Origin of the sequence: Candidatus Chloroploca sp. Khr17 (assembly GCF_004138165.1) — a bacterium.
Classification (GTDB): Bacteria; Chloroflexota; Chloroflexia; order Chloroflexales; family Chloroflexaceae; genus Chloroploca.
This window is the reverse complement of the sequence record NZ_RYFF01000026.1, coordinates 18,997-43,205: the sequence shown is the minus strand read 5'-3', so window position 1 is coordinate 43,205 and position 24,209 is coordinate 18,997. Positions and strand designations below refer to the sequence as shown.

Here is a 24,209-nt window from a genome sequence, read left to right as displayed (position 1 = left end):
GTCTCCGTTACAGATCAATCGCATCAAGTTCGGCATCAAGCAGTGCCTTGAGATCATCGCGGGCTACTCCATCCAACTCATCATGCGCAGCTTCCTCAGGCGTTTCGGATAGCACGACGGGAAAAAGCTCAACCAATAGGTGTCGTGCGAGCCCAGCCGCCGTTGGATAGTCGATCGCCAATGTAGCCGAGAAAGTTCGCCCAAACTTTTGCCCCAACAGGCTGCGCAATTCAAGCGCTGTCAGCGAATCCATGCCCATCTGAAAGAAGCCTCGGTCAGGGGCAACCTGGTCGGCATGCTCAAAGCGCAATACCGTCGCAACCAGCCCACGCACCGCTTCCAGGCAACGCTCGTATCGCTCGCTCGCAGGGGTCGCCGTCAGTACTGCCAGCAGATCATGCTGTACCGTGGCCGCTTGCGGGCGAAGCGCTCCTTCGTCAGCGAGTTGGCGCAAGAGTGCATTGCCATCACCACGAGGCAAGCTGCCAAGCAAGGTTGTCCAATCGATTGCTGCCACAGCAATATGGGCACGCGGATCGCTTCGCAACAGCCCAAACGCAGCAGCAGCGCTGGCCGGCTCCATCGCGGCAAGCCCACGCCGCTCAAGGTGGGCATCCCGACCCTCACGCGTGGCAAGGCCAACTTCGTCCCAGCGCCCCCAACTAATGCTCAGCGCAGCCAGGCCCGCAGCGCGCCGCATCTGGGCCAGCGCATCGAGGAATGCGTTTGCCGCAGCATAGTTGGCCTGACCTGGCATGCCAATCAGGGCGTTGGCAGACGAACAGACCACAAACATGTCAAGGTCTAGGCCAGCCGTCTGCTGGTGCAAATTCCACGCACCAAGCACTTTGGCATCCATGACGCGCTCAAAATGGCCCCAGCGTTGACCAAGCAGCGCAGCATCATCAAGCACGCCTGCCGTGTGAATGATGCCGCCAAGCGGTGGCATCGATGCCGCGATCACCGCCAGAGCTTCCGCCAGCGAAGCGGCTTGCGCAACGTCGGCCTGCAGGTAGATGATCTGCGCGTCACGCTCGCCATATGCACGCAGCAGCGCTTCGTACGCTTCGCCAGGAACGCTACGGCCAAGCAAGGCGACGTTGCGGGCGCCATTGTCCAGCATCCAGCGGGCGAGCACACGCCCCACGCCACCAAGCCCACCAGTAATCAGGTAGGTCACATCAGGCCGTAGAGCCGGCCCAGGCGGGCCAAAGCGTGTTCGACTGAGCCGCGCTCCCTGGCGCACACTGCCACGCAAGGCAACCTGATCCTCGCCGTCACCCGCAAGAAGCGCATCAAGCAACCGTTGAGCCACATCCGCCCTACTATCATCCAGATCGATCAATCCGCCCCACTGCTCTGGGTGCTCGTTAGCCAGAACCCGCCCCAGCCCCCACAGCGTCGCTTGTTCGGGCGCAACGGTGTTGCTGCCTGCATCAACCGCCCCCTGGGTAATCAGCCAGAGCCGCGCCCCAGCCTGCTCAGCGGCAAGCGCCTGAGCGACACTCAAAGCACCACCCGCAAGCTCCTGAAGACGGGACAGCAATTGCTCAACCGTCAGGCCGCTGGTCGCACTGTACCCGATCCCCCATGTGTACACAACGGCATCCCACCTCTCGCTTTGGGGCGGCAATGCTTCGGTGAACAGCCTGCGCATACCCTCGCTGTCGGCAGGATCGACGCGATAACTGCCAGCATCCAGTTGCGCAAAAGCATCCCCAGGATAGACTAATACAGCGTGGCTGCCCTGTTCCTGCACGAGCCGGGCTAGTTCTTCACCAGGTCCCGTGCCGTTGGCAAAGATCAACAGGTGCGCCGAACGAGGATGCGAGGTAGGCGCAAGTGGCCGCCAGGTCAACTCGTAGAGCCAATCAGCCGCCCGTGCTTGCGCGGCACGTTCCTTGAGCGCATCACTCGGTGCCGCAAAATGCACCCCTGTGACGCCCATTGCCACCTGGCCTTGCTCATCAAGCAGGTACACCTCACCGCCATGCCCATCAACGCTCGCCTCGTTGCATCGTGCATACACCCACACCGGGATCAGACCCTCGTGCCATGCGACGTTCCCAATCTCGGTCACCACCTGCTCGTCAGCAACACGCTCTGCGACCAATTCACGGAGCAGGCCCATGCCCGCCCCAAGAGCAAGAGCGTCAGCCAGTTCCTGCCGCTCCTCATCAACAGGTGCCAGCCGGGCCAATGCCTCATTGCTGCTACGACGCACATCGATCAGCCCGACAGGACTTGCGCTCGTAACAGGCACATCGGGGCAAATGGCATCAAGCGCAAACGCCTGCGTCACCATGTCCACGCTGGCATCAACGCGCGCCTGCACGTGCGCCACCCAGGTTTCATCCTCCCCAGGCCGACTAAAGATCCGCACGTTGCGCTCGCCATCCGCCCTGGCAAGCACAACCTGAGACATGCGCGTCTCATCACCTGCCAGGATAAGCTCCTGCTCACAAACAACTTGCCCGAGATGCACGCTTCCTGAGCCTGCCGCAGCCTGAAGAGCCTGGCCCACATAGTATGCCCATGAGAGAAACTCAACCCCAGCAATGCGCTCGCGTAGCACGGGAGGAACGGCGCTTGCCTGGATGCTGCCAATCCAGATCCGGGTATCAGGCATAATGGCAAGAGACGGCAACTGCCGACCAAGCAGCGTGCCATCGGAGACAGATGTCATCGCCGGATCAGACGTCGTTGGCAACATCCAGTAGCGACGCCGCTGCCACGGATACGGGGGTAGTGCCACATGCGTACCGCCTGCTGGATGCAGGGCGTGCCAATGCGGGGCAATGCCATGCGTATAGAGCGTACCAAGTGCCCCGAGCATACACACGCGGTCAGCCAGGCCGCGTTGCAGCGACGGCAACGTCAGCCCTCTCCGCTGATGGTACTCAAGGGTCTCCTCTACCGGCCCAAGCAAGATCGGGTGCGGACTCATTTCGATATATGCGCTCACTCCATGATCATGCAACTGAACGACCGCGTCTGCAAAGCGCACCGGCTGACGTAGATTATGCATCCAGTAAGCGGGGCCAAGCGCGGCTCGCGCCGCCTCGCCGACCAACATGTCACCAGTCACCGTCGAGCAGAGCGGCGTATGCGCAGGCAGCGGCTCAATCGTCGCGAGTGCCACCACCAACTCATCAAGCAACCCGTCAACCTGCGGGCTATGCGAGGCCACATCAACTTTGACCAGGCGGCAAAAGATATTGCGCGCCTGGAGCTGCGCCAGGACACGCTCAAGCGCAGTCGGATCGCCAGATAATACCGTCGAACGTGGGCTGTTGCTCACCGCAACGGCCAGACGATCTTCTAACCCCGCAATGGCTTGATGCGCCTCAGCAAGCGGCAGGCTCACCACAGCCATCGCCCCCTGCCCACGCACACGGCGGAGCAAACGGCTGCGCCGGCAAATGATTGCTGCGGCATCCGCCAGGCTCAGCGCACCCGCAACATGTGCGGCCGCTACTTCACCCATGCTGTGACCAACCACAGCGGTAGGCTCGATCCCCCAGGCCCGCCAGAGGGCCGCCAGCGCGACCTGAATAGCAAAGAGCGTGGGTTGCACCACATCGATCTGATCCAGACGCGACGTACGCTCATCGGCGGTCAGTTCTGTTAGCAACGACCAACCCGCCTCGTGGTGAATGACCTCGTCGCAGTGGGCAAGCGCAGCCGCAAAGACAGGCTCTTCATCGAGCAACTGGCGGGCCATGCCAAGCCACTGCGAACCCTGGCCGGGGAAAACAAACGCAACCTGCAGAGGCTCTCCAGCCGCCTCACCCTGCCGAAGCGCCGGATGGGTGCCGCCAGCCGCAAAAGCCGCCAGGGCCGCCACGGCTTCGGTGCGATCGTGGGTTGCAACCGCAAGCCGATGACCAAGGTGGGCCTGCCGCGCCCCGGTAGTATAACTGAGCGCAGCCAGGCTCAAACCATCTGAACTCACCACGCCCTGCACCGCACGAGCACGCTCAACCAGGGCCGCAGGCGTATGGGCCGAGAACACCAGAAGCTGCGCACGCCGATCAAGGGCTGTTCCAACAGATTGAACTGGTGCCTCCTGAAGCACCACATGGGCGTTCGTACCAGCAATGCCGAACGAACTAACACCGCCTGTCGCAGGCCGACCATCGTCAGGCCAGAGTTGGGCCTCGGCACAAATCGCCAAGCCATCCCAGCATATGTTCGGATTTGGCTCTTGCAAGTGCAACGACGCGGGAATGTGTCGATGCTTGAGCGCCAGGGCTACCTTGATCATCCCGGCAACACCCGCCGCGCCCTCAGTATGGCCAAGGTTCGTCTTGATTGAACCAACCAGACACGGCCGATCAGCAGGACGGCCCGCGCCAACAATCGCTCCCAGGGCACCAAGTTCAACCGGATCGCCGGCACGCGTCCCCGTGCCATGGGCTTCAACATAGTGGACTGCCTGCGGATCAAGGCCGGCGTTTGCATACGCACGACGCAGCATCTCTTCTTGCCCAAACTGCCCAGGCGTCGCAAGAAACCCGCTGCTCCGTCCATCGTTAGTCACAGCGCTCCCACGAATCACCGCGTAGATCGGGTCGCCTGCGGCAAGCGCATCAGAGAGCCGGCGCAAGGCCACCATTGCGGCCCCATCGCTACGCACATAACCATCAGCAAGCGCGTCACCAAACTTGCAGCGACCGTCAGACGCCAGCATACGCGATTGCGAATAGGCAATGGTGATATGAGGCTGCAAGATCACATTTGCCCCGCCAGCAAGCGCCAGAGGGGTTTCACCACTCCATAGGCTCTGACAGGCCAGGTGGATCGCCACCAGAGAAGAAGAGCACGCGGTATCAACGGTTATGCTTGGCCCCATGATATCAAGCATATACGCAATCCGGCCCGAAGCAGTATAACGTCCACTGCCAGTTGTCATATAGAGATCGAGCCTGGAAGGATCGGCAAACAGACGCGACTCAAACTCATTGAGCCACATCCCAACAAAGACGCCCGCCTGCCCACCACGCAAACTTGCGGGCGCAATGCCCGCATCGGCAAGCGCCTCCCACGCAACCTCAAGCAACAGGCGCTGCTGCGGATCAAGGCGTTCGGCCTCACGGGGCGAAATGCCAAAAAACTCGGCGTCGAACAGATCAATATCGTCGAGAAAACCTCCCCAACGGGTCATAATCTTGCCCGGCATCGCAGGCCGCTCGTCGTACAAACGCTCACGATCAAAGCGGTCAGGTGGGATGAGACCCACAGCATTGACGCGGTCTTCAAGCAATTGCCAGAGCTTCGCCGGGCTATCGGCACCACCTGGCAACCGACAGCCAATGCCGACGATCGCGATCGGCTCGCGGTCGCCCGTTGCCTGACCCTTTGATCGCATCGCCTGCTCGCTCATCGCTCTGCTCCTTGCTGCCCTCCGAGTGCGCGCACAATCTGGTCGATCAGCGCACGTCGCTCGGTCTGCAAATAAAAGTGCCCACCTGGAAACTGAACGACCTCGAACCCGGCAGCCGTCTGCGTCCGCCAGGCCTCTAGGTCATCTGCCGTAGCCCGTACGTCGCTCGCGCCACCAAGCGCCACGATCGGGCAACCAAGCGGGGCCTCACTGGTGTACGCATAGGTCTCGATCACCTCGAGATCCGCCCGCAAGGCGGGCAGAAAGAGGCGGAGCAACTCGATATCTTCAAGGATCACCCGCGGAATGGCGTTGTAACGCCGCACCATCGCGCCAACAAACGGTCCGTCAGCAAGCTGATGCACATGAGGCTCGGTCTCAGGCAACTGCGGGGCTCGGCGTCCCGAAACAAACAGGCAGACCGGCGGTGGCACACCGATGCGCCGCAAGGCGCGGGCAAGCTCAAACGCAACGAGCGCCCCCATGCTATGCCCAAATAATGCATATGGCCGTGCCGCAAGCGGCGCTACCGCTTCAGTCAAGGCCTCGATCAAAAGCTCCATCCGTCGTACCGGATCTTCGCGCAGGCGGGTCTCACGCCCTGGCAACTGCGCGATGCTCAGCGCCACACGTGACGGCAATGCCTGGCGCCACGGCCGGTAGACAACCGCGCCGGCCCCAGCATAGGGCATGCAAATCAGGCGGACAGCGGCATCTGGCTGCGGTGGTTCAGGCTCGACCAGCCAGCGCTGAGTTGTCAACAGAGTCTGCGTCTTCATCTATGCTGCTCCTTCGCTGCCCTCTACCAGAATGCCAGTGAGCCGCGCAAGCTTCAAGAAACCCATTCTCGCGTTTTGTTCTCGTCGTGCCACGTTGATTGGTCAGCTGCATCAATGAATCTTCGCATCACAAGCTCAAGCGTAATCAACGGGGCAATCTTGCCAATCGTCCAGAGCTCATCACCACGCTGGTGCCGCTCCCAAAGCAGCCGTACCATCGCCGGATCGAAGAGACCGCGTTCGAGCGTGCGTGGGGCAAGCAGAATCGCTTCAGCCCAGGGCTTCAACTCATGGCGCAGGTAGTTTTCGTAGTCGGCGTAGAGCCGCGGACGCTCTGGAAAGTATGGCCCGGCCAGCCTGTTCACTACGCGTTGCGTTCGGTGCATGGCCCGATGCCTCCCACGCACCAGCGGGCTGCTATGCGGCGGCAGGTTATCCTTTTCACACGGGATATGCGCAAGGGCTGGCATCCGTCTGGTGATCACCGCCCGATGGAGCACAGGCGACGCAAGAATTGACATTGGCAGGCTGTAGAGCCAATTGATCAGATCGTAATCAAAAAAAGGGCAGCGTACTTCAAAGGCCGAGCGCTGAAAGACGATCATGTTCTGGGTCGAACGTCGACAGTGCTGGAGTATATAAAAGTAATCGGCACGATACGGTGGCGCATAATGAGCCGTCCGCGCCAATTCAGCCGTCAATGACTCACGCGCCCGCCCCGCAAGGTTGCCATCAAGAAAGAGGGCCGAGGCTTCCTCGTCGGTAAGACCGGGCCAGGTAAAGGCTCGACAAAACCCTTCGTACATACGTGCCGCTAAGGTCGCCTCGCTTGTCGCTTCACGAAATAAATAATCATCAGCATATTCGCCGATCCGCCCGCCCATTGTTGTTCCACCATCCCATCCACTCAGGTGGACATCGATCAGCGCGCTGGCCTCTTCCAGTGTACTCATCCCATGCGCATGCATCCAGCTATGCATGCCCTCGGTGAGCATCAGGTGACGATCAGCCTCTTCCAATACCCAGCGGCCATCATCAAGCGAAAACCAGCGATGTGGTCGCCCGGCACACTGTGCCAGTGCAGTTCCATAATGCACGTCACGACTACTTGCCGCACCAAAGGTCAGTGTCTGCACGGGCCTATCTGGGTGAATAAAGCCGAGGATCGTGCGCCCATCAAGCCCACCACTCAGATAGACGCCTACCCGCGCTGGCGGCAACGTCATGACGTCAATCGCACGCTGAAAACGGCCAATCGTCTCCTCAACGGCCTCGTCAAAACTCACCCGTGGCGCAGGCTTGATCGCATCAAAATCCCAATATTTCGTCAACACCACCTTACCATCGGCAGGGGTATAGCGCAGAATAGCAGCAGGCGGCAACAAATGCACACCCTCAAGCCATGTGCGCTCGCCAAGCAACTGCTGAAACCGTACATATTCGGCAACGGCAGTATAATCGAGCCGACGCGGCACCCCGGGGGCCGCCAGCACGCCCTTGATCTCGGGGGCAAAGATCAATGCGCCAGCGGGATGTGCGTAGTAGTGCGGGTACAAGCCAAAACGGTCGTTGACAATGATCAACGCGCCCACACTCTCGTCCCATACCGCTACGGTAAACGCGCCATTGAGCCGGGCAAGGCCGGTCGCACCCTCGCGCAAATACATCGCCAGCGCCAGGGTCGCATCATCGGCATCAACTGCCAGTGCGCCCGCCGCGTGTAGTTCGGCCCGCCGACGATCCTGATAATAGAATTCACCACAAAGACAGAGGTGAACACATCCATCCGCATTTGTCACTGGTTGGGCGCGGCGATTGAAAATACCAATGCCGACATGGCCCAACGCCCCTTCGGCACCGGCCGCCCCAAGCGTGACCACCGAACGCCGCTGGTGACTCAGCGCCACCCCCATCGTACGGGCAACAGTGACAGCCGACGCGGTTGAGCCAAAGTAGCCGAAAACCCCGCTCATATCACACGCCTCCTGCGCATAATCAGGGCCATCACTTGCGCCACAACCGCCCGGTCAACCAGGCGCAGCATCACAACAAGAATGCTATAGCTCACCATCCCAAGCGCCACCGTTACTGGCAAAATTGTAAACTGCCCCGCACCCCAGACCACACCACCCATCGCGAGCGTTGCCGCAGATACGAGCAGCAGTGTAACCCCCACTTCGCTCGTATGCAAATGCTTGCCGATCAATCGGTAAAAGAGGATCGCATTGATGCCATCAGTCAGCACCGTCACAACTGCCGCGCCAAGCATGCCAAACGCCATAATCGCCGGCGCGTACAAGACAACCCCAATCAGGGCTCCTGTCATAAATGTGCGCCACGCGGCACGTTCTAGGCCCACTGCCGCCGTCACATTGCCGGCAAACGCATTGAACAGCCGCAACGGGATGTCCCAACTGATGACCGCCAGAACCACCGCCGCTGGCGCAAAGGCTGGACCATAAAGCAACGCAATAATCTGGGGGGCAAGCAGCGACGTTCCCATCGCCACAGGCAACGCAAAAAGCGCGAGCCACTTTATGCTTATCCGGGTCCAATGATGCACCGTCTCACGATCACTCACATAGGTACGGGCCAGCGACGGCGTAATCACCGTCAAAAACCCTCCAAGGATCGAGATCGCCGTTGGTACCAGTTTATACGCCGCACTGTACCACCCAACAACTTCGCTCGGCTGGAGCAAGCTCAATAGAACGGTATCAATGTTAAAACTGATCGTCAAGGCAAGCGCACTCAGCGCGAACGGCAGACTCGCACGCAAAAAACCCGGTACAGCTCTCCGGTCAAAGTTGAAATGCACTGGATCAAGATGAATGTATCTGAGGCAGCCCAGGCAAACAACGATCTGCAAGAGCATGACCACTAGTCCGACACTCACCAGCGCCACGAGCCCGCCGCCCATCAGCAGTACCGGTACCCCAATCGCAATGGTGCCAACCTGACCAACCACCTGGCACAACGTCCAAAGGTCATACCGCTCATGAGAAGTAAAGATGACCATCAACGGGGCCAACACCGCAGCAAGCACATACGTCAGGCTCAAGACGAGGATGCTCAGAACAATGACGCGTTCATAGCCAAGGCCAAGGGCCAGCAGGGGCAACAATCCAATGCCCGCAAGCGCCAGCAAGAGACGCACGCCAATCAGCAACCAGAGCAACTCGGAAAGACGCGAACGATCCTGCGCCAGCGTACGCTCAACATACTGCGTCATCCCAAGTTCAAAAAAGATGCCAAAGAGACCGCCAAATGCAAGCACCGTGGCATACTGTCCATAGACACTCTCGCCAAGGGTACGTACGTAAAGGATCGTGTAGGCAAACGTCAATAAGCGGATCAGACCGCCACCCGAAGAAACAAAGAGCGTATTGCGAAGGATCGTTCTCCCGAGGGAAGATCTGGTCTGAGCATCCGTATTTGCATCTGTCATCTAATCTGGCAAACGCCCCTTCAGCATATACAAACTATTTCCTGAACAGACACATGTAGATGCAAAATGCATTATTGCAGATATTTCGATTTACTCCATAATGATGATTTTCGTTGTCTATTAGGATTATATTATGGCACTGCAAATCGTTGTGGGTGCTACGAGGCTATCATGGTGATCTAACACTATGCTAAATCATTCCTGATATGCAGATGACTAAATGTATAATTCACCCTCCTTGCCATCAACCCAGCCACGGCTGAGCGTGTCCTCAGTCCGATCCGCCGCGCCCCTGCTCTGCCTGGGATCAGCACCACCCAGGTCGGTGCGCACGTGAAGCATCAGATCCCGCACCTTCTCAGCCTGGAAACGCTGCGCCAAGAGGTGCTGGGGACAAGGCTGATGCGCTTCCTCTGCAAGAGCCCGCGCACGCGCAGCCAACAAGAAACGCAGATCCGCGCATGGTTGGCATCGCTTGATGGCATGAAACTCGATTATGAGGCTTCCTTATGCAGGATTGTCCAACACCTCTGCCAGGGCGGCGAGTTGCGCTGTCACATCGGCGACGCTCACCTCTGCCAGGGCGGCGAGTTGCGCTGTCCATCGGCGACGCTACGCATCGCGGTCACGCAGACGTTGATCCCAGCGGCGGCGAGCGCCAGCACATCGCGCTCGCGGTTCTCCTGCTGGCCGGCAAGCACCAGATCAGGCCGCAGGGCCGCGATCGGTGACGGCATCCCACAACCGCACGTGCCCATCCTGCCCAGACGAAGCCATGATCCGTCCTTCAGGATGCCAGTCGAGCGCGGTGGTGACCATCGTGTGGCCGGGAAGCTCATGAAGGCGCGTACCGTCGGCGGCAAAGATGGTGATCGGGCCATCAACGGTTGCAGCCGCCAGGGATTGCCCATGGGACGCCCAGCGCAGGCTGATGATGTAGCCGTCGAGTTGCGCCTGCCAGCCCTGGGTGAGCGTGGGGCGAAGCGGATCGGTCGGCACGGCGCGACCACGTTGGCGAGAAGAGAACATCGCGGCTCCTTATACCAGGCACGCCTGGAAGTCGGCATGCAATGCGTCGCGATCCAGGTTGCGTCCGATGAAGATGAGCTTGTTGGTGCGTGGATCGCTGCCCCATGCGTGGTGCGGGCGACCATCGAAGAGCATATGCACGCCCTGAAAGACAAAGCGGCGCGGGTCGTTGGCAATGCGCAGCACGCCCTTCATGCGGAAGATGTCGGTGCCTTGCTCGCGCAGCAGCCGTGCGAGCCAGGCGTTCAACCGCTGTGGGTCAAGGTCTCAAGCCTTCGTTTGATCCTCGTCAGGGCAGGCCTCAAGCTCCATCGCCAGGTGGTGGTGGCCGAGCTCAATCTGATGCGCAGCGTGGCCGCCGGTGTGGCACGAAGGGACGATAGAGCAGCTTTCACGGATTGCTAACCTTTATAGGGCGGGAAGCCCCAGAGCTGATGCAACGTCCCAATAGGGTTAGGTGGCATCCGCAGATGACGCAGATGATAGCTTCCGTATCTGCGTCATCTGCGGGCGATCAGGATGACGTTGCATCAGCCGCCAGCAGCATGACAAAGCCGCTCAGGGAGGGCATCCTCCCTGAGCGGCTTTGTCATGCCATACGCACAGACGGCAAGGCCATGCGAGAAGTGGTTACGGCAAGGTCAGCATATAGGCCACCAGATCTTCAATCTGTGCTGAGGTGAGCCCCTGTTGTTGTTGATAGACCGCTGGCATCGTTCCTGCAGCGAAGCCGTCCACGACATAGGCGTTCGGGTTGATGATCGAGACGCGCAGGTACTGCGCGGCACTCAGGTCAGGCTGGCGTGAGGCGGCCGTAGCGCCAACACCGCTCAGACTCGGCCCCACGAGGGTGCCGCTCCCCGGAGCGATATTGTGGCAGGTAATGCAGTTGATCCCGCCTACGGCGATGGCCTCGGACGGCAGGGCGACGAAGAGGGCAGCACCAGCAGCAGCATCGCCGGTGGTCTCCACAGGCCCGGCCTCGGCAGCGCTGACGGGTGCCGCAGTGGCTTGCGTCGCACGGCTACGGGCAGCAACGGTCGGGGCTGGGGTTGCGGTCGGGGCCGAGGTTGCGGTCGCGGCCGGCGGTAGGGTGGCAGCAACCGGCTGCGGCGGCATGGCCGTCGTAGCCTGCTGACCCATCCCTCCGCCGAAGATAACGATCAACCCAACGCCAACCACCCCCAGAACCAGGGCGGCACCGATCAGGATCAGCAACGTGGGATTGAGCAGTGAGGGCTCGGTGTGCGCAGGTCTAGATGATGATGACCCGCGGCGATCATGGTTCGTTGGACGCCAACTCATATGCATACCTCCATAAGATGCCAAAGTGATGAACAATAGTTCGTGCTAGTTGATGGTCGATGCGCTGAATCATAGGCGGTACCTGATTGGAGAGCGCAGAACGCCGAACGCAAAGCGCAGAGCGCAGAACGCCGAACGCAGAGCGCAGAACGTCAAGCGCAGAACGTCAAGCGCAAAGCGCAGAGCGCAAAGCGCAGAGCGTCAAGCGCAAAGCGCAAAGCGTCAAGCGTCAAGCGCCAAACGCCGAGAACGGCAGGCACACGCAACGATTTCAGCGCACCGTGAGGTGGGGGCGCACTTTTGGCGGAGGGAAGCTGGGTGGCGGAAGATAGATACGCACCGTAGCGATGAGGAAATCAAGCCTGAGCACGATAATGAAGATGACGACCAGCATCGGCGGGGCAACCTGGAGGGCTGGGTAGACCGCGCGGGGGCCGCTCCAGACCGCCGAGAAGGGTGCGCTTACGCTGGATGTTATTCTAGGTTCGAGGTCGCAGAGAAAGATCTGCTGTTCGCTCGTCAGCGTTGTGTGCTGACGGGAAAACGCGCAATGGATGAGGCACAGGATGGGGTTGATGAAGCCAATGAGCAAGGCAGCAGTGCAGCTGATCACCGTCGCAGTGCGAGGCATGAGCGGCAGGAAACTCGACCGGGTTCGTCGCTTGACATGCGTTGCTATCATTGATGCGCTTTCGCCTGCGGGCGATGGATCTGGACGAGCGGAATTATACCACGTGATGCCCTTCCTCCAACCATCAGATCAGCGTTGTCCTATGTGCTACCGCTTTCGTCCATCTTGGAGTAGCACGACGCGAATCAGTCACTTGTTCACACCGCTGATCATCTGCGCTCCGGCGGCGGCGATGCGCCCAGAGGTGCAATCTCCCTACGCACCTAGGCTCACCCTGCGCGACCTTCGCGCTGGTCAGTTCGCGTAGGGTGCCGCTGCCAACGAAGCGGGCAACCCACGACCCCGACGCATGGATGCGCAGCGCGATGCCGATTGCCGCTGCATTCAGTAGTCTGGGAAATAAGTTTTCTGCTCTGCTGCCGAAGGGAGTGCCGGCTTATGATCTTCCCGAAATGAATCCGGTCTAGCCCGCGCAGGCGGGCTTCGCTTCCCCTCGCCGAGGGCTTCAGCCCCACGGCATCGGGCGCATACCGAATTATGTACTGGAAGACCATAACGGCTCGGCTCGTGGTGTGCAAAGGCCATCTTCGTGGCCTGATTCAGCCGACGAAGGTCGGCTTCGCTCGCGGTAGCCGAGCCGTGTACGACGACGGTATGGGCGGATGAGTGCGATCCGCGCACATGGTGGCACGCACCAACGGAAGATGCAGTCGCCCTAAGCAGGTGCTTGGCGCGAAATGGCAGAGCCCTGGCTATCAGACATGGTGCCTTCGACTTGCGGATTGAGGCCTACACGACAAGGGAACTTCTCGGCACCCTTGCCCTAGATTGGTGAGGCCCTGCGTCGCATCGTTCGCCCGTGACGCCAATGCCCGCGGCGGCGCGATCTGGATTGGCGCGAACCCGGGTACGCGCTTGCATGTTTTGAACACAACTTTCGAGAGCAACCGCACTACCAGCATTACTGACGAAGATAATCAGGGCGGCGCGATCTTTGCCGCCAATATCTACGAGACGGTCATTGTTGGCGCCAGCTTCAATGACAACGAAGCGGGCAGCGGCGGGGCCTTCGGCGGCATTGCTACTGGTCTGCTGGTCTACAATAGCGCATTCACCGACAACCGGGCTGCCGACGCCACCGCTGGCGGCATTGTTGTGCGCGGGCACGGCGGGGCGGCGCGCTGCACCTGGATGGCGTGTCGAACTCCTTCAACCCGGATGCGCGCAATACGGTCGAGGTCTGCGGCTCGCTGTTCGACGGCAACACAGCTCCGGCGATAAGAGAGAGGAAAGAGGCCAAGCGCAGCTTTGCTGCTGCGGGGCAACTTCATTGCCCCGCAGCAGCAAAGCTGCTATAATCACGCTCGTGATGAAATACACAAAAAATGAAAGCCTGTATTTCATACCGACCTCTGGGCATCGGTTGGCTTCGGGCGTGAAGGCATCCCTGGCGAACAAGCTGCGCCATTGGGTGCCGCGCCTTGTTGCCTTGCTGATCGCGCTCGAGCTTGGCTTGCTCAGCCCACTCAGTTGCGTGATCCACTGCCTTGTGCAGCAACTTCTCGCCGAGCGCCCCGCCATTGCCTTTTTCCTCTGCGGTGAGCACGCCAGGGCAGCGCAGGATGTGACCGTGATCCCGACGGGGCAAGCAGAGGCCCCGGCAACAACGATGACGCCACGTGCGCTCTATGAGCTCGTCTCGATCATTGCGCCACTGCTGTTGCTGTCCAGCCTGCTGGTCACCCTGCTCTTCCTGCCACCTGCTCGCCGCTTTGCACCGCTCACGATCCCTCCCCCTACGCCACCCCCTCGCCTTTTGCACGCCTGAGTTTCCCAGCCTGCTCGCCTACTTGCATGTTCTAGGATCAATTGGACTCTAGAACACCGTGTCTTGTGCTGGTGTTTGCTTTCGCACTGTGAAAGGGAGGACTCTCTATGCTGCGTTATCTTCGCGGCCTGCTTGTGGCCGCCATGCTTCTGCTTGCCCTGGCTGCTTGCGGCCCGGCCAACAATACTGATGGCAATATCACACTCGAATTCGCTATGAACGTCGATGACAAACCCGCTGTCTGCGGCCAGACCTACGCTGGCGTTGGCAGTTCGGGTAGCGCGATCTCGTTCACCGACTTGCGGTTGTATGTGTCCAACATCCGCCTGATCAACGCCCAGGGTCAGGAGGTTCCGCTTGAGCTCGCCCAGGATGGCGTGTGGCAGTACCAGAACGTCGCTCTGCTTGACTTTGAAGATGGCAGCGCCGGTTGTAGCGAGAGTGGCAACTCAGCGACCAACAACGTGATCAAGGGCACGGCACCCGCCGGGCGGTACACCGGAGTCGCGTTCGATATGGGCGTGCCCTTCGCGCTCAACCATGTTGACGTCACCGCCGCATCCTCACCGCTCAATATCCAGGCGCTCTGGTGGAACTGGCAGGGTGGTTACAAGTTTATGCGTGTAGATATGCAGGTCGGCATGGCTGACGCGGCGATGGCTCCAACGATGGAGATGAGCGCCACTGCCCCGGCGATGGACATGAGCGCCACTGCCCCGACCAGCGCGGGCGAGATGCAGGGGGAAGGTGCCCCGTCACCAACGGCCTGGTTCATTCATATGGGCAGCACTGGCTGCCAGTCGAATGACCGCGCTGCGGCCCCCACCGCACCATGCAGCAACCCCAACCTCGTCTCGGCCCGTCTCGACGGCTTCGACCCGAGCAAGAGCATCATCGTCGCCGACCTCGCCAGCCTGCTCAAGGGCGTTCCCCTTGACCAGAATACACCCGAGCCTCCCGGCTGCATGTCTGGCCCGAGCGACCCAGACTGCCCTGCGCTCTTCGCTGGCTTCGGCCTGGATTTGACGACGGGAGCCGTCGCCGGACCCCAACAACTGTTCCGGCTGCAAAACCCGTAGCGTTTGCCTATTGCCTGAGGCCTCACAGGTCTTCAAGACCTGTGAGGTCTCAGGCGCGACGCGTAGTACGCACTGGTCTGAGAACGAAATTTCCTGGTATGCTGGAGTACCGGCTAATGAATACTCAATCGTCCATAGCCGCCCATGGTAGCGCGGGCTTCCAGCCCGCAGACCCCACGCGGGCTGGAAGCCCGCGCTACGACCTGTGAGGCCTCAGGCGGGCGTTCAACAAGCAACAGCATCAGAGTTCAGCCGCCAGGGAGTAGCTACACGCCGAACCCTGAACCCTGAACCCTGAACCCTAAAGTACACGAGGAGCGAGCCAATGCGATCTATCCAACGTGTCGTCCTCTTCTGCATGATGGTCGCTGGAGCGATTCACCTGTTGATCGCTCCCGACCACTATGTTCACGCGCCGGCTCACGGCTTGATCTTCGCGGCCCTGGGCTTGGCCCAACTCGGGTATGCCGGGCTCTGGTGGCATCGGTTCGATCCGGCGCTGCGCCTGCCAGGGCTGCTGCTCTCGGGCGGGGTCGTGGTGCTCTGGTTGCTGACGCACCTAGTGGCGACGCCCTTTGCCACGGTGCCCCACCCGCTTGACTGGGCAGCGACCGCCACCAAACTGGCCGAGGCCGGGGCTTTCCTCGCCCTGGTGGGGCTCGATCATGCCGGGGCCTTCGCACCCCCACGGGGCAATCCGGTCGCCCTGCTGGTGCGCAGCGTCATGCCTTGCCTTGGTGCCGGACTGCTGGCCTGGGGCGGCGGTCTGGTGCTTGCGCCCTCCTTGCCGCAGTTGGCCGAGGCGCCAGGCCACAGCCACGATGGGCATAATCATGTGCATGACGATGCCGCCCAGGCGGGGTATGTGCTGGCACCCGCACAGGTCGAAGATACCTATGCCTGGAACCTGCCCGCCGGCTTTCCGCCACCCTATGTCCCGCCCGACAACCCGATGACGCTGGAGAAAGTGGCGCTCGGACGCCTGCTCTTCTACGACAAGCGCCTCTCGGTCAACGGGACGATGGCCTGCGCAAGCTGTCACGAGCAGAGTCGAGCCTTTACCGACGGCAAGCCCATCCCTCACGGCGCAACGGGCGAACTGCTTACCCGCAACAGCCAGGGCTTGGCGAATGTCGCCTACTACAGCACGCTCACCTGGGCCAACCCGGTATTGACCGACTTAGAGCGACAGATCCTCATCCCGATGTTCAGCGAGTTCCCCGTCGAGCTTGGCATCACCGGGCACGAGGCCGAGGTGCTGGCCCGCTTCCAGAACAACGCGGACTACCAGGCGCTTTTTGCCGCAGCCTACCCCGGCGAGTCTGACCCGTATACCTGGGGCAACATCGTCAAGGCCCTGGCCTCCTTTAACCGTGCCCTGATCTCAGCCGACTCGCCGTACGACCGTTACGTGGCCGGTGATTTCAGTGCGCTGTCGTCGGCGGCGTTGCGTGGGATGGATATGTTCCTCTCGGAGGAACTCGAGTGCCACCACTGCCACGGCGGCTTCAACTTCACCGGTTCAACCCGGCAGCGCAATACCGTCTTCATCGAGACCCCGTTTCACAACACCGGTCTCTACAACCTGGACGGCCAGGGCGCCTACCCGGCCAATAACACTGGTGTGGCGGCGGTGAGCAACCGGCCCGAGGATATGGGCCGCTTTCGCGCCCCCAGCCTGCGGAACGTCGCGCTGACGGCACCGTATATGCACGACGGCAGCGTCGCGACGTTGGAAGAGGTCGTTCGCCTGTATGAGGCAGGTGGTCGCCACATCCTCAGCGGGCCATATGCCGGTGATGGGCGGCACAGCCCGCTCAAGAGCGGCCTTGTAAGCGGCTTCACCCTGACCGACCAGGAGCGGGCTGACCTGCTGGCCTTCCTGGAAGCGCTAACCGACCAGACCTTTGTGAACGACCCACGCTTCAGCGACCCGTTTGCCGAAGCGCCAGAACCGCAGGCGTCTGACTTGGGGCGATAGTAGCTGCCGTTCGTGGGTACCGCTGATTTGTCCTGTGCTGACGCTTGGAAGCGCGCATTCTTGATACCTTACCAACGAACGAAGCTCGGTCGTTGAGTCGTGTCGGGCGACCGGTAACTCGGAACCCGCAGCTATCACGTCGGGCTGCAGCAGGGCGATATCGATGGCCGAATCGAGGGTGAGGGGCGAGTCGGCTTCAGCTTCGCGGGGATGGACGAAATGGATGCGATGCACGGGCGGGGGGAACTGAGGATCGAAGGAGCGCAGGCGCACTTCGTGCTGGCGTAGCACCAGGGCGATACCTTCACGTTTGTCTGCGAGCGGCCTACATAGCTGACCAATCCTCGATCACCAGGCCGGGCACCTGGGCAAAGTCGCGTGTATTACGGGTCACGAGCGTGATACCGTGAACTATTGCAATTGCAGCAATGCGCAGATCTTGCGTCCCAATGCGGATACCTTGTTTACGAAGATCGCTCACCAGCGCTTCCGCTTGAACAGTGTAATCGACCACAGCAAAACTCGCGAAGTACTCGACTGCCATCCGCAGCCGCTGATACGCAGTTGTGCGAGCCTCGGGCGTGGTTGCAGCACGGATCGCAGCGAGCCAACCACGCATTTGCTCCTCAACTGTGATGATGCTTACTGCGACCTGTGTAGATCCGGCAGCTTGAACTCGTGCGCGGACGATCGGGTGACCGCGCTGATCGAGACTGACGTGGTCTGTGTCGAGGAGAAACGTCACGCCTCAGCATCCTCGTTAAGCTCACGGCGCTGACGCTCTACCTCGGCAAGCATCGAGCGGTAGGCTTCGTCGTCGGGAAACGCGCCGGCATGATGTGGCCAGGCCGCTTGCAGTGCGGCGCTGCCGTTGTCAATGGTGATCTGGACGATCTCGCTGCCAGCCCGACGACGCGCAGTGAGTGCTTCGCGTATCTGAGCAAGCGCGGCTTCGCGTGAGACTGCTTCAACCTCGACATCCGGGAACTGCAATGCTCGTGCGACGTAGCGATCATGTGATCGCCGTGTCAGTTCGATATCAACAATCATCGTACGCCCCCTGCGGTGTTGGCTCACAAACAGTCCACGTATGCCATTATATCACGCGAACAAGTGTATCGCTACCGGGCCAAGGCTGGCATCGGCGCATCCTGACGGCCTATGCTGCGATTTCTTGCCAGCGAACGTACTACCGTCCGGGAAGGTTAGCTAGCCAACTTCCCGAACGATAATTGATCAGCGAAATCGATCATCGGCGCGCATCGTATGGACGCGGTGCAGATTTGCGGCGAACCAACCGATGTTGGCACCGACTCGCTCATCGAAAGCCGGGACATACGGTTTGATATCAAGCAGCGGCGTGCCATCGACCATATCAACATCTTCGATATGAATGATAGCCCCACTTGGAACCTCCGCCTCGCCTTACGCATCGGCTGCGATCATGACTTCAGTTGATTTGATGATGGCTTTCACCGGGTCGCCCACCTTCAGATCCAGACTCTTGACCGAGTCGACGGTGATCACCGACACGATCTCCTCACCGCCAGCGAGTTGCACCACGATCTCGGCGGTCACGACGCCTTCCTTAATACTTCGGATCGTACCAGATAGTTGATTTCGTGCGCTCAAACGCATGTCATTTCTCCTTATACAAAAGATTCACGAACCCCGTTTTACCGTTCGCGTTAACTCACGCCAACGCGCTGCCTGAGCAAGCCTTTGACCAGTGCCAACACCGCGAACGAGATGGCAAGCAGGATCACCGCCAGGGTTAGCGCAAGATTCAGGTCTCGTTCAAAGCCCAGATAGATCGCCAGGGGCATGGTCTGGGTGCGACCGGGCAGATTGCCGGCAAAGATGATGGTTGCACCAAACTCGCCCAATGCACGTGCCCAGGTCATCACTGCGCCACTGAAGAGCGCTGGCCAGGCCAGCGGAACGGTAATTAGCCCAAAGACCTGCCGGGCACTCGCGCCATCCAAGGCGGCAGCCTGTTCCAACTCACGATCGATGCTGGCAAAGCCAGCCGTGGCTGCCTTGACAAAATAGGGCGCGGCGACAAAACATTGGGCCAGGATTACGGCTACCTGTGTGAATGAGAGCATGATACCATATTCGGCCAGCGGCGCTCCAATCAGGCCACGACGACCAAAGGCCATAAGCAGCGCAATGCCGGCCACCGACGGCGGCAAAACCATGGGCAAGTCGATCAGGGTGTCAATGATGGTGCGCCCACGAAAGTGCCGCCGCGCCAACAGGTAGGCCAACGGTGCGCCAAATACCAGGGCGAGAATCGTCGCCGCGAGCGAGGTCACCAGACTGAGCCCGATGGCCTGCGCTACCACCGACGTCCCCAAGGTCTGCCACAAGTCGCCCCATTCGAGCCGCAGCAACATCGCCACAATGGGAACCACGAGGAACGCAAGCAGTGGCAGCGCAGCGAACCACACCGCTATGTTGCGGAGGCGGTAGCCTGGTCGTGATCCTGGCTGCGAGGAGCGACCTGAAAGCGAGGTTTCCACGCTATGTTCCCTCAGGCGAGATAAAGCCGTACTTGACCAGAATCTGCTGACCCTCGGGTGCGAGCACAAAATCAATGAAGGCTTGCGCGAGCGCGGGGTTTGCCCTATCAGCGATCGGCGCGATCGGGTAGCTCGCGATCGTGTTTAACTCGTCGGGAATGGCAATCTGTAGAATATTGTCGGCCTCAAGGGCGGCATCGGTGCTATAAACAATGCCGGCATCGCCTTCACCTAGCGCCACTTTGGTCAAGACCGAACGCACGTTATCCTCAAAGCTGACCACATTCGCCAGCACGGTGGCGCTGTAGTTTTCGGTATACGCGGGCAGGGCACTGGCCCTGGCTAAAAAGGCGAGGCTATACTGTCCAACAGGGACGGCCTGATCCGCCAGGATCAGCCGGAGGCCAGGGTTGGTCAGATCTTGCAAGGTCGTGATCCCTGCTGGATTATCGCTGGGGGTAATCACAACAAGCCGATTGCGGACAAATGTCTGCTGCGTACCGCTGATCACGCGGCCACCCTCAATCGCGACCTCCATCTGGCTGCGATTAGCCGAGGCAAACACGTCAGCCGGCGCACCTTCGTTGATCTGCGCTGCCAGTTGCTGCGAACCGGCGAAATTGAAGATGATCTCGGTTCCAGGGTAGGCCTGCTCAAAGGCGGTTGCGATCGCCTCAAAGGCATCCGTCAGCGAGGCGGCCGCAAAAACGATCAGGGGGCCGCTGAGCGTGGTCGCGGTAGCCGCAACGGTCGGCCCGGTGGTTGGAACCTCGGTAGGCGCGGCAGGGGGACTGGTTGGGGGCGGCGGACTCGTGGACTGGCTCGCCTGTGGTGCGCCACAGGCAGCAAGCACGAGGGCCAGCACGACGGCAATGACGGCGAGCGCTGCGTGTTTCATAGAACCTCCTTCGACAGCTAACGCGGCATATCGTATCTGCGTATGGCCTCAGGCCACCCGCGAGGTAAGAAACGAGGCAATGCAGCTGCTCCGCTCAGTCATTGTCGTCACAGACAACAGTATATCAATATTGATTTAATCAGTATTGGCAGACAATGGTATTATGGCATCAGCTTTCCTCTCTGTCAAATCGATGCACGTTCGTACCTGTTGACACGTGTCCTGGGAGCGCGGGCGGCTCGCCCGCATCCAGACCAGAGCGGGCGAGCCGCCCGCGCTCCCAGGGTGGTGCTTTACCCCAAAGGTGAACACGTACACACGTTCGTGCTTGAATGTCTGACTCTTGGCTAACGTGTTCAATTGCTGCGAGGATCGGGTATGAGTCCGATGGTCAAGTTACCATTGAGTATGGAGTATGCACTCCTTGGTTTTCTACGCGATGGGCAGAGCTATCCCTATGAGGTGCATCAACGCCTCAAGCAGACGGCCATCTTGCACCTGGTCTGGCATCTGAAACAGCGGCAGACCTATGCGTTGCTCGACCGCTTGCAAGCCGAGGGGTTTCTCGAAAGCACAACACTGGAACAAGGACGACGTCCTCCACGACGAATGCTTCGCTTGACAAGCCATGGCATGGCTGCTTTTCAGCAATGGGTTACCCTCCCGGTTGAACATGGGCGTGAGTTTCGTCAGCAATTTATGGCGAAACTCTACTTTGCGCAAAAAGAAGATCCCGCAACGGTAGCGCTTCTGATTGCGCGACAGATAGACGCGTGCCAGGGATGGTTAGCGGAGTTTCAGCTCCAACTGGGCACAATCCCCGCGTCTGAGTTGCTTGATCGGCTAGTGATCCAATTTCGCATCGGTCAACTTGAAGCAATTCTGATCTGGCTTGATCAGTGTGCAACCGTGCTTGATCCCATTGCCCCGCACTAGGATCGGCTCAGCTACCAAATAAGCGTGGATGCTTGTAGCTTCCTTGTCGCGCATACCAAAGTATGGACGGAAAGATCAGATGTGGATCAATCACGGTCAAGGTCAATAGCGAGGTGATGGTGCCCGAGTTCGGGGTGCATATGATCAGTGGGTTCAGGGGGAGGGGTCACATCCGGCTGTGGCTCTACCTCAAGCCGCCAGATCTCCTGGGCAGGCGCAAAGCCGGCCCGGGTGTAGAAGGCCCTGGCCCGCTCGTTCGAGGCAGTAACATAGAGTTGCACGCGATCAAAGCCATGCTCAGCCGCCCAGTCTGTCCCCGCTTTGACCAGTTGTTGGGCTAGGTCCGTGCCACGCGCACGCTCATCAACATAGAGCGCCACCAGTTCGGCCCAGCGGCGTTGCGCAAACAGCGGCGAGTCAAGATGCGACTCCATCAAAAGCAGGCCAACCGGCTCGCCCTGCGCCGCATCAGCGTCAGGCCCATCAACCCAGGCCAGCAACCAGAGCGAGCCAGGGGTATTGTGGGTACGCACAAAATGCGCGTGCAGCAAGGCCTGCCAGCCTTCGGCAAGGGCAAAGCGGGGATCGAGGGAAGCGTTAAAGGTGTGCAGGGCCGCAAAAAGACGCGCAACGACGGCAAAATCTTCTTCAGTTGCGACAGCAAGGCGAAACGCCCAAGGATGAGCAGGCAATGTGCGTGGCATCAAAACTCCAGAAAACGAGGGGGTGTACAGACCACTCAGTGGTCTGGGAACTACATTTCCCGGTAGCGCCGCCGACCACGAGTACTGATCACGAAGAAACGAATATGGGCGTTGCGGTGCGCTCTTCGTTTCTTCGTGCCCCCAATTCGTGGACGGCTGAGGACGCCAGAAAACTTAGTTCCCAGACTATTCAGCATGACAATGTAACACCTTCAAGCACCATTGGCAGAAGCCAGGTTACGACCGAATCAGCCCCAGAACCTCGTCACGTTTCTCGGCCATCTCTTCAGGTGAGGCAACCGATTCCAGATTAAGCCGAATCAGCGGCTCGGTGTTCGAGCCACGGACGTTGAAGTGCCACGTCGGATAGCTCACCGAGACGCCATCCATGCGCTCGATAGTGGCATCGGGATACTGTGTAGCCAGCTTTTCGAGGGTGCCTTTGACATCGGCCACCTTCGAGTTGATCTCGCCCGAGATGAAGTACTTCGCTTCCAACTCTTGCAACAGATCGCTCATCTTGATGCCCCGTTTCGCCAGCATCTCCATCAAGAAGAGCGATGGCAAGAGGCCCGAGTCGGCATAGAAGAAATCTTTGAAGTAGTAGTGACCAGTCACTTCACCGGCAAAGACCGCATCTTCTGCTGCCATACGCTGCTTGATGAACGCATGGCCGACCCGCTCCATCAGGGGGGTACCGCCCTTGGCGCTGATCAGGTCTGGTACCGCCCATGAGGCCCGCACGTCGTAGAGGATCTTGGCGGCAGGATATTTTTCGAGCAGATATTGACCCATAATCGCCGTCAGGAAGTCGCCCGAGATGAACGCGCCACGATCATCCACGGCAAAGAAGCGGTCGCCGTCGCCATCAAAGAGGAAGCCAATATCAAAGCCTTCGGTCACGACCCGCGCCTGCAATTCCGCACGATTCTCGGGCTGCAACGGATCAAGGCCGTGATTCGGCAGGTTGCCGTCAGGGTCAAGGTACATCCCGGCAAATTCAATCGGCAAACGCTCGTAGAGCGCTTGCAGCGAAGGCCCCACCATCCCGTTGCCCGTATCGGCAATCACCTTGAGCTTGCGATCTTTGAGCAGATCAACATCGATCAGCGAGAGCATCTTCTCAATGAACTGCGCCTGGAAGTCGAGCTCGGTCATCGTGCCTTTGCGGGTCGTGGTCGCGAAGGCTTCGCTCTCAACGAGATGACGCAGATCCTGGATGCCCTCGTCACCGCTGAGCAAATACGGCATCTGGCGCACCATCTTGAAGCCACTATACTCTTTGGGGTTGTGCGAGGCGGTCACCATCATGCCGGCCTCACCGAGCGTAGCACAGGCAAAATAGTATTGATCGGTGCTGACCATGCCAATGTTGATCACATCGGCGCCCTGATCCATCAAACCACGGGTCACCGCCTCAAAAATGGCCGGGCTGGAGATCCGCATATCGCGCCCAACGATCACCTTTTCTACCCCAAGAAAGCTTGCAAACGCACGTCCGATCAGATAAGCTGCATCCTCATTCAAGTCGGTCGGATAGATGCCACGAATGTCATATGCTTTGAAAATTGACGGGTTGACGTCCACGTTGCCCCCCTTTGCACTCAGCGGCGACGCACCCAGTAGCGTCGTTGCTTCTGTGCTGTATGCTACCACACCGGCGCAAGGTGTAATGCAGAT

General features: G+C 59.8%; 22 protein-coding genes. 5 read left to right on the top strand and 17 right to left on the bottom strand.

Translation table 11 applies throughout. The features are described 5' to 3' along the window. Positions 1–7: 7 nt before the first annotated feature. The 9 genes from EKD05_RS15435 to EKD05_RS15400 form a co-directional block, all read right to left on the bottom strand. Entirely contained in the window at positions 8–5,386 is a 5,379-nt protein-coding gene (locus EKD05_RS15435; protein ID WP_129674288.1) for a type I polyketide synthase, read from the bottom strand. Beyond that, a complete protein-coding gene (locus EKD05_RS15430; RefSeq protein WP_129674286.1) occupies positions 5,383–6,165 on the bottom strand; it encodes a thioesterase II family protein in 783 nt (260 codons plus the stop codon). Before EKD05_RS15430 ends, EKD05_RS15435 begins: the two co-directional genes overlap by 4 nt. Before the next feature lie 53 nt (positions 6,166–6,218). Then, the gene (locus tag EKD05_RS15425) at positions 6,219–8,138 is read right to left on the bottom strand and encodes an asparagine synthetase B (protein ID WP_129674284.1); all 1,920 of its coding nucleotides are present in this window, start codon (positions 8,136–8,138) and stop codon (positions 6,219–6,221) included. Continuing rightward, the gene (locus EKD05_RS15420) at positions 8,135–9,613 is read right to left on the bottom strand and encodes a flippase (protein ID WP_129674282.1); all 1,479 of its coding nucleotides are present in this window, start codon (positions 9,611–9,613) and stop codon (positions 8,135–8,137) included. The genes EKD05_RS15425 and EKD05_RS15420 overlap by 4 nt, the downstream gene beginning before the upstream one ends. 569 nt (positions 9,614–10,182) lie before the next feature. After that, the gene (locus EKD05_RS25800) at positions 10,183–10,350 is read right to left on the bottom strand and encodes a helical backbone metal receptor (protein WP_165360757.1); all 168 of its coding nucleotides are present in this window, start codon (positions 10,348–10,350) and stop codon (positions 10,183–10,185) included. Further along, positions 10,319–10,642 carry a WD40 repeat domain-containing protein gene (locus tag EKD05_RS15415; protein WP_129674280.1) on the bottom strand — a complete coding sequence of 108 codons (324 nt, stop codon included), beginning with the start codon at positions 10,640–10,642 and terminating at the stop codon, positions 10,319–10,321. Before EKD05_RS15415 ends, EKD05_RS25800 begins: the two co-directional genes overlap by 32 nt. A gap of 9 nt (positions 10,643–10,651) precedes the next feature. Continuing rightward, entirely contained in the window at positions 10,652–10,891 is a 240-nt protein-coding gene (locus tag EKD05_RS27210; RefSeq protein WP_129674278.1) for a GTP-binding protein, read from the bottom strand. Positions 10,892–11,272: 381 nt separating this feature from the next. After that, on the bottom strand, positions 11,273–11,947 hold the full coding sequence (locus EKD05_RS15405; RefSeq protein ID WP_129674276.1) for a c-type cytochrome: 675 nt from the start codon (positions 11,945–11,947) through the stop codon (positions 11,273–11,275). Positions 11,948–12,218: 271 nt separating this feature from the next. Further along, positions 12,219–12,629, bottom strand: a complete 411-nt coding sequence (locus tag EKD05_RS15400; RefSeq protein WP_129674274.1) for a hypothetical protein — start codon at positions 12,627–12,629, stop codon at positions 12,219–12,221. Between the two features lie 873 nt (positions 12,630–13,502). Between EKD05_RS15400 and EKD05_RS15395 the strand changes: the two genes are divergently transcribed. The 4 genes from EKD05_RS15395 (at position 13,503) to EKD05_RS15380 (ending at position 17,466) form a co-directional block, all read left to right on the top strand. Further along, positions 13,503–13,859 (top strand): hypothetical protein, encoded by a 357-nt coding sequence (locus tag EKD05_RS15395; protein ID WP_240695805.1) that lies wholly within the window; start codon positions 13,503–13,505, stop codon positions 13,857–13,859. Positions 13,860–14,013: 154 nt separating this feature from the next. Beyond that, positions 14,014–14,406 (top strand): hypothetical protein, encoded by a 393-nt coding sequence (locus tag EKD05_RS15390; RefSeq protein WP_205703955.1) that lies wholly within the window; start codon positions 14,014–14,016, stop codon positions 14,404–14,406. 107 nt (positions 14,407–14,513) lie between these two features. Further along, positions 14,514–15,485 carry an MbnP family copper-binding protein gene (locus EKD05_RS15385; protein ID WP_129674270.1) on the top strand — a complete coding sequence of 324 codons (972 nt, stop codon included), beginning with the start codon at positions 14,514–14,516 and terminating at the stop codon, positions 15,483–15,485. Positions 15,486–15,810: 325 nt separating this feature from the next. Further along, entirely contained in the window at positions 15,811–17,466 is a 1,656-nt protein-coding gene (locus EKD05_RS15380) for a methanobactin export MATE transporter MbnM (protein ID WP_205703954.1), read from the top strand. Positions 17,467–17,791: 325 nt separating this feature from the next. On the opposite strand, the gene EKD05_RS15375 is transcribed toward EKD05_RS15380, so the two are convergent. The 6 genes from EKD05_RS15375 to modA all read right to left on the bottom strand — a co-directional run bounded on the left by EKD05_RS15375 (position 17,792) and on the right by modA (position 20,889). Continuing rightward, complete coding sequence (locus tag EKD05_RS15375) at positions 17,792–18,211, bottom strand: type II toxin-antitoxin system VapC family toxin (RefSeq protein ID WP_129674268.1); 420 nt, start codon at positions 18,209–18,211, stop codon at positions 17,792–17,794. Next, the gene (locus EKD05_RS15370) at positions 18,208–18,516 is read right to left on the bottom strand and encodes a hypothetical protein (RefSeq protein WP_129674266.1); all 309 of its coding nucleotides are present in this window, start codon (positions 18,514–18,516) and stop codon (positions 18,208–18,210) included. Before EKD05_RS15370 ends, EKD05_RS15375 begins: the two co-directional genes overlap by 4 nt. A 186-nt stretch (positions 18,517–18,702) precedes the next feature. After that, on the bottom strand, positions 18,703–18,861 hold the full coding sequence (locus EKD05_RS15365) for a TrmO family methyltransferase (RefSeq protein WP_255427201.1): 159 nt from the start codon (positions 18,859–18,861) through the stop codon (positions 18,703–18,705). A 30-nt stretch (positions 18,862–18,891) separates the two neighbouring features. After that, positions 18,892–19,104, bottom strand: a complete 213-nt coding sequence (locus EKD05_RS15360) for a molybdopterin-binding protein (protein ID WP_129674264.1) — start codon at positions 19,102–19,104, stop codon at positions 18,892–18,894. A 50-nt stretch (positions 19,105–19,154) separates the two neighbouring features. After that, positions 19,155–19,991, bottom strand: coding sequence for an ABC transporter permease (locus EKD05_RS15355; RefSeq protein ID WP_205703952.1), 837 nt, complete (start codon positions 19,989–19,991; stop codon positions 19,155–19,157). A gap of 1 nt (position 19,992) precedes the next feature. Continuing rightward, positions 19,993–20,889, bottom strand: a complete 897-nt coding sequence (modA, locus tag EKD05_RS15350; RefSeq protein WP_129674262.1) for a molybdate ABC transporter substrate-binding protein — start codon at positions 20,887–20,889, stop codon at positions 19,993–19,995. A gap of 378 nt (positions 20,890–21,267) precedes the next feature. On the opposite strand from modA, the gene EKD05_RS15345 reads away from it, so the two are divergent. Beyond that, on the top strand, positions 21,268–21,825 hold the full coding sequence (locus tag EKD05_RS15345; RefSeq protein ID WP_129674260.1) for a PadR family transcriptional regulator: 558 nt from the start codon (positions 21,268–21,270) through the stop codon (positions 21,823–21,825). An 86-nt stretch (positions 21,826–21,911) separates the two neighbouring features. On the opposite strand, the gene EKD05_RS15340 is transcribed toward EKD05_RS15345, so the two are convergent. Then, positions 21,912–22,529: a GNAT family N-acetyltransferase gene (locus EKD05_RS15340; protein WP_129674258.1), complete on the bottom strand. Its 618-nt coding sequence runs from the start codon at positions 22,527–22,529 to the stop codon at positions 21,912–21,914. A 237-nt stretch (positions 22,530–22,766) separates the two neighbouring features. Then, on the bottom strand, positions 22,767–24,116 hold the full coding sequence (locus EKD05_RS15335) for a phosphomannomutase/phosphoglucomutase (protein WP_129674256.1): 1,350 nt from the start codon (positions 24,114–24,116) through the stop codon (positions 22,767–22,769). Positions 24,117–24,209 lie beyond the last annotated feature (93 nt).

What these genes read in the sequence shown, in the direction of transcription:
- EKD05_RS15435 (WP_129674288.1), bottom strand. Translation starts at nt 5,386, where the DNA reads ATGAGCGAGCAGGCGATGCGATCAAAGGGTCAGGCAACGGGCGACCGC.
- EKD05_RS15430 (WP_129674286.1), bottom strand. Translation starts at nt 6,165, where the DNA reads ATGAAGACGCAGACTCTGTTGACAACTCAGCGCTGGCTGGTCGAGCCT.
- EKD05_RS15425 (WP_129674284.1), bottom strand. Translation starts at nt 8,138, where the DNA reads ATGAGCGGGGTTTTCGGCTACTTTGGCTCAACCGCGTCGGCTGTCACT.
- EKD05_RS15420 (WP_129674282.1), bottom strand. Translation starts at nt 9,613, where the DNA reads ATGACAGATGCAAATACGGATGCTCAGACCAGATCTTCCCTCGGGAGA.
- EKD05_RS25800 (WP_165360757.1), bottom strand. Translation starts at nt 10,350, where the DNA reads ATGCCGTCACCGATCGCGGCCCTGCGGCCTGATCTGGTGCTTGCCGGC.
- EKD05_RS15415 (WP_129674280.1), bottom strand. Translation starts at nt 10,642, where the DNA reads ATGTTCTCTTCTCGCCAACGTGGTCGCGCCGTGCCGACCGATCCGCTT.
- EKD05_RS15405 (WP_129674276.1), bottom strand. Translation starts at nt 11,947, where the DNA reads ATGAGTTGGCGTCCAACGAACCATGATCGCCGCGGGTCATCATCATCT.
- EKD05_RS15400 (WP_129674274.1), bottom strand. Translation starts at nt 12,629, where the DNA reads ATGATAGCAACGCATGTCAAGCGACGAACCCGGTCGAGTTTCCTGCCG.
- EKD05_RS15385 (WP_129674270.1), top strand. Translation starts at nt 14,514, where the DNA reads ATGCTGCGTTATCTTCGCGGCCTGCTTGTGGCCGCCATGCTTCTGCTT.
- EKD05_RS15380 (WP_205703954.1), top strand. Translation starts at nt 15,811, where the DNA reads ATGCGATCTATCCAACGTGTCGTCCTCTTCTGCATGATGGTCGCTGGA.
- EKD05_RS15370 (WP_129674266.1), bottom strand. Translation starts at nt 18,516, where the DNA reads ATGATTGTTGATATCGAACTGACACGGCGATCACATGATCGCTACGTC.
- EKD05_RS15360 (WP_129674264.1), bottom strand. Translation starts at nt 19,104, where the DNA reads ATGCGTTTGAGCGCACGAAATCAACTATCTGGTACGATCCGAAGTATT.
- modA (WP_129674262.1), bottom strand. Translation starts at nt 20,889, where the DNA reads ATGAAACACGCAGCGCTCGCCGTCATTGCCGTCGTGCTGGCCCTCGTG.
- EKD05_RS15345 (WP_129674260.1), top strand. Translation starts at nt 21,268, where the DNA reads ATGAGTCCGATGGTCAAGTTACCATTGAGTATGGAGTATGCACTCCTT.
- EKD05_RS15340 (WP_129674258.1), bottom strand. Translation starts at nt 22,529, where the DNA reads ATGCCACGCACATTGCCTGCTCATCCTTGGGCGTTTCGCCTTGCTGTC.